This is a genomic window from Phaeobacter sp. CAU 1743, from assembly GCF_039839315.1.
GTDB classification, from domain to species: Bacteria; Pseudomonadota; Alphaproteobacteria; order Rhodobacterales; family Rhodobacteraceae; genus Phycobacter; species Phycobacter gallaeciensis_A.
The window spans coordinates 1-4435 of sequence record NZ_JBDOQR010000139.1 but is presented as its reverse complement, the minus strand read 5'-3'; the positions used below and the strand labels follow the sequence as shown (position 1 = coordinate 4435).

Below are 4435 nucleotides of genomic sequence, written 5' to 3'. Positions count from 1 at the left end.
CCTCTTGGGTCCAAACATAGCTGATGTCACCGGCCCATTTCTGGTTCGGCGCGTTGGCGGTGAAGTCACGATCCAGCAGGTTCGGCGCAATGTTGAACTTGTGATCGCTGTCTGTGGTGACCTTGTGTTTACGGGTTCTGACGACGGATATACCATGCTGGCGCATCAATCTGCCAACCCGGCGATGTCCGACGTCCAAGCCGATTTCCTTCAGCTCTTCCGTCATCCGTGGCCTGCCGTAGCTGCCCAAGCTGAGACGAGATTGTTCCTTGATATGTGCCAGCGTCACCAGATCGGACCGCTGCCTGCGACTGGCCGGACGGCTGCGGAACGCCCGCAATCCGCGCGTGCTAACGCCGACGACATCGCAAAGACGATTGGTTGGAAAGTCGGACCTGTGTTCTTCGATAAACCTAAACTTCATTGCTTTAGGCCCGCGAAGAACTGGGTGGCCTTCATCGGGGAAACGCCCCACCGGGGCCTTTCCTGATCCTCTTCAGTTTAGAATTTCCCTCTCCTCCTTGAGGAGCCGGATCTCACGTCGAAGCCGGTCATTCTCTTTTGCGAGGTCCAAATCCTCTTGCGACACCACATCCGTGTCTCGATGTGCTGTGATCCACTTATTCAGTGTCGACATACCGACACCCAAATCATCAGCCACCTGTTTGCGCTTCAGTCCACTGGTCAGTGCAATGCGCACCGCATCCTTACGGAATTCGTCCGTCCGTTTCAGTCCCATAGTTCATCTCCTTTGTTGCAGTAAATGCTATCAAAGGAGCGGCATCAAACCGCGACAGGTCCACTTTGCATTGTAGAACCGTTGAAGTTTGGCGAAGATATCTGCGCGCGCCTGTTTTCTGGTGCGGTAGGTTTGCCGCCTGCCCCATCGTGCATCATAGGTACGGCCCGATCGCAGAAAGCTCGCACGGGTTGCCGCATCAAACCTCCATCGATCCGTCCTTGTCACTGAAACGCTGCACGCCATGTGTGCCTTATCAACACGTCAAGCGAGCGCTCGATCAGCAATAATACTCTTTCGATACCAAATCCCAGATCAAAGATACACGGCTATACCGACGAGAGGGGTCAATCCCCGCCCCCTATTTGCTAGCCTAAAAAGGCATTCGGGGAAGACTGCTGTGAACAAACTTGTAAATATCCGGACATATGCTGTAGGTTTTGTTGGTCCATGTGGCGTGACCTTTGTGGATTTGACAGATGCCGTGTCAGCGAGCGGAAGCACTCTGGTTCGTTTTACATCCTTAATGGATCTAATCGCCATGAACGGAGTGGCCAGGCCGCAAATTGATCGCCTTTTTGTCGATGTCGATGGATTGGGTGGGATAGAAGCGATTATCGATGACTTGCTAGATCTAAGGCGATTTCTGCCCAGGTTGCCGGTAGTACTTATCTCATCAGAATTTTCTCGTGATGAGTTCGACCTGACCAGAGTTTCTGTCTGTGACTGCAGTCTAAAGGCCCCGCTGTCGCAGGCGTCTGTAGACTACGCTATCGTACAGTCCCGCGTAAACAATATGGTTTGGGTAAAAAAAAAATGTGAACCGTTCGCGCAAGAAAAATCCAAGTCAGATACAGGCGTCATTGATCTGTATTGGTTCTCCTACATTGGTGTTGCGACAGTTGCTGGGATGATCGCAGGATTACTTTCCTTGCTCGAAACTCGAAGTTGGCTGTATGCAACTGGGATGTACATACTTGCGGGGCAAGTTTCGCTCGGGGCTCTTATACTTTTTCCGCTCATAAAGGAAAAAATGGGCTTAAGGGCCCGGCCTGACGGCTAAACACTAGCTGCCGTCGGCATATGAAATAATGACGTTTTAGGTGCTAATGCTGAGACCAACCGCTTAAGTATCGGCATTCGTTTGGCGTTGAACGCTCGAACTTAGTCGCGCGGCGTACACAAAGAAAACGAGATGCCTTCTTGTACAATGCATGGCAGGTGCAAAGCAGCATATGCAGTGACATCAAATCCGATGCCCTACGGGGGCCATCTGCAATGTTCCCACTGAAACAACTTAATATGGCCGCCAAAAAGGCAATTCGGCGTGGCGCCAAGGTACCTTTATTCATGAAACCACTTACATTGACAGTGTCGCTCGCTGCTTTCAGCCTTGCATACGCTGAAAATACTCATGCCGCTGATCTGGCTGAAGACGGGCGCTATGATGCCGTCCAGATTGGTGGGTTTATTTTAACGCTGGATGACGTAAAAAACCTTTCAGATGCAGGTGTACTAATTTTTAATGACGAGCGCCGGCATTTTACTATTAATCGGGACGTTGCAAACGAACGCCAGCTGTATAAACGCCTAGAAGCGATTGACCTGCAAGACGAACGGGCCGTACGTCACATGTACAGAGCCCATCGTGTCACTCTACCCGGTCCAACGGCACACGTCCTAACTATTCCGTCTGGATTCGGGCCGGCCGTGTTTGCCAATCAAACCAATCATGCAACTTTGGCTGCTTCCGTTGGTGGGGTTAGCCGTGTTCCATGGACAAACGACCCTGATGCCGGCCTTGGATTAGGACTTGGCTTCGGAAACTCCTTTGAAGGCCTAGGCGTCTCGATGGGGGTCTCACTAAATGACCTTTCTGATTTAAATAACCAGGATCGAACATCCTTCGGCTTCCAGATTAGCCGTTATCTGTTCGACGGGCTATCTATTGGCGTTGGCGCTGAGAACCTTTTCGTAAAAGAGACTGACGGAGAAGCTAGCCCCTATATCGTGGCAAGTTGGGCATTCGACTCTGTGAACGCACCATTCCCGTTCGAGGGAGTTCTTACTGTAGGGGTCGGCGGCGGCCGGTTCGCACATAAAAGTCCACGCGACACAGCAGAAGGCAAAGGCCGTTATGCGACCGCTTTATTCGGAGGACTTTCTTTCCGGACCAGTAACACGACTTCGGTGATAGCCGATTGGAACGGACGAAACTTGAGCCTGGGGGCCAGCTGGCGCCTATCAGAATCTCCCATCGCATTCAAAATTGGCGTCAGAGATCTCACAAACTTTAGTGGTGACGGGCCACGATTGACCGGTTCGGTCAGTGTTGCTTTGGCCCACTTCTAATTGGAAAGGAAATACCGTGTTTCGCAAAAAATTGCTGGCAGCTAGCCTACTGGCCTCCCTGCTCGGATGCGGCGCCGCATTCGCAGATATAGCTCGAGATAGCGACGGAGATGTACTTAGTACCTTACACATTATCGTTGAGTACGGCAGTGCGCCGCGCGACGCTGCTGTATCCAACACCGCTGGTATGGGATCACCTGATATCGGCAACCAGGGCGCGTATTCTCCCGCCTCGTCCAGAGAAAGTTTGACTGTTGGCACCAGCAGTTCGCTTCGGGCACCTGGTCGGGCTTTAGCTGACATGGCCAAGCGCCCAGACGCTGTCGGACGACGTGTGAACCCTGAATCATTTGGCCTGGATTAACGGAGAAGGTTACAAAGATTGTCTCTTGTTAGGGTCAAGACGTCGTTAACGCGGGCGTCTCGGCCAAGCAGCTTTACGCAAGACAATTGATCCGCCGTAGCGGTTCCTTTGATATTCTTGGTGTCGGTCTTGGCCTCTGTCGCGGCTTTCGGTTGAGATCCTTGGGGTACATGCTTCGGTTCGTGGTCAGCGCGGCGGCCGCCAACATGATGCTGGTTCGAAGTAATTCCGGTGTGCCCATCTCATAGGCGTACTCGACGGAATTCAGCGACAGTCCAGACCGCGGCATCATCGGAATCACGTCCCTGCGCGACCTCGCAAGCCCGCAATCAGGGGTGCGTCCTTGAATGGTTGGTGGTTTGTTTTGCGACTTCAAACCAACCAGATGCACCGCCGTCATTCAAATCGCCAAACATCAGATTCACTCATAGCTCCGTTCAGGACCGAGCGTGGCGACAGCCATTGTTTTTTGGAAGAAACATTGTCTTCATTCCTGCTTGACCCACTTGCGCAAGGCACTTAGCCATTGAACCTAGGGCGTGCCTCAACCCGCTCCGTGCATTCTCATCTCTTGTAGGAGGTATTGTTTTATGACGCGTCTTGAGAGAGGCATTCTGCAGGGCGCATTCACTTTGTGTCTGATGCTTCCTGCCTGCCAGAAGGCCTTTGATTACGATGCCGCCTCGCCCAGCTCCCGGTTGGCTCCGGCGGAGGTCTATCAGGTTGAGGTTGATACAAGCGTTGATCCGTTGACGGAAGCAGCGTCCAAAATGCGTGATCGGCAGTTCGTACATGCGGTTGCTTATTACAAGGCTGCACTAGCACAAGACCCCGGCTCGGAAAGCGCGATATTCCCAACTTCAACAGCTAAGCGCGTAAGCGACTGATATTGTTGGAGCGGGATGCCCGCTTTTGCCACAACATGGCCGTTTCAGGCGGGTGTTTTCAGATCCAGGGCTTCGAAGAGGTCGAGTTGTTCC

3 protein-coding genes and 1 pseudogene are annotated in these 4435 nt (G+C 52.5%); 3 read left to right on the top strand and 1 reads right to left on the bottom strand.

Going from position 1 to position 4435, the window contains the following annotated elements; genetic code table 11:
• Positions 1–739 (bottom strand): annotated as a pseudogene (locus tag AAFO90_RS24075) (IS3 family transposase); the annotation flags it as partial.
• A 400-nt stretch (positions 740–1139) separates the two neighbouring features.
• On the opposite strand from AAFO90_RS24075, the gene AAFO90_RS24070 reads away from it, so the two are divergent.
• The 3 genes from AAFO90_RS24070 to AAFO90_RS24060 all read left to right on the top strand — a co-directional run bounded on the left by AAFO90_RS24070 (position 1140) and on the right by AAFO90_RS24060 (position 4342).
• Positions 1140–1802, top strand: coding sequence for a hypothetical protein (locus tag AAFO90_RS24070; RefSeq protein WP_347511077.1), 663 nt, complete (start codon positions 1140–1142; stop codon positions 1800–1802).
• Positions 1803–2017: 215 nt separating this feature from the next.
• Complete coding sequence (locus tag AAFO90_RS24065) at positions 2018–3091, top strand: hypothetical protein (protein ID WP_347511076.1); 1074 nt, start codon at positions 2018–2020, stop codon at positions 3089–3091.
• 954 nt (positions 3092–4045) lie between these two features.
• Positions 4046–4342 (top strand): hypothetical protein, encoded by a 297-nt coding sequence (locus tag AAFO90_RS24060; protein WP_347511075.1) that lies wholly within the window; start codon positions 4046–4048, stop codon positions 4340–4342.
• Positions 4343–4435: the final 93 nt, after the last annotated feature.

Bases quoted from the DNA above. Each gene is read 5' to 3' on its own strand.
- AAFO90_RS24065 (WP_347511076.1), top strand. From the start codon at position 2,018: ATGTTCCCACTGAAACAACTTAATATGGCCGCCAAAAAGGCAATTCGG.
- AAFO90_RS24060 (WP_347511075.1), top strand. From the start codon at position 4,046: ATGACGCGTCTTGAGAGAGGCATTCTGCAGGGCGCATTCACTTTGTGT.